Source organism: Psychrobacter sp. GW64-MNA-CIBAN-0177 (assembly GCF_040309585.1).
Lineage (GTDB): Bacteria > Pseudomonadota > Gammaproteobacteria > Pseudomonadales > Moraxellaceae > Psychrobacter > Psychrobacter okhotskensis.
On the sequence record NZ_JBEOOY010000434.1, the window covers coordinates 1 to 253 of the forward strand.

Annotated in this window: 1 protein-coding gene; it reads right to left on the bottom strand. The window is 67.6% G+C overall.

Annotation, left to right across the window (positions count from 1 at the left end):
• The coding region (locus AAEY79_RS15745; protein WP_407074212.1) for a hypothetical protein at nt 1–253 on the bottom strand (253 nt) is incomplete at both ends.

Below are 253 nucleotides of genomic sequence, written 5' to 3' on the forward strand. Positions count from 1 at the left end.
GTCCAGGTCAGCGACGTGAGCGGGCTCACCGCGTTGCCGAGCCCGGAGTTCTGCATCATCGCGATTCCGCGCTTGCCGCCGAGCGTTGCGCCCGCGATCAGCGCGACCGCGTCGCCTTCGTTGGCGGCCGATACGTAGTGCAGCGTCGGGTCCTGCAACACGTAATTGATGAACGGCGTCAGGTACGAGCAGGGTACGCCCGCGTACCAGTCGAAGCCGCGTTCGCGCGCGGCCTCGACGAACTGGGCCGCTT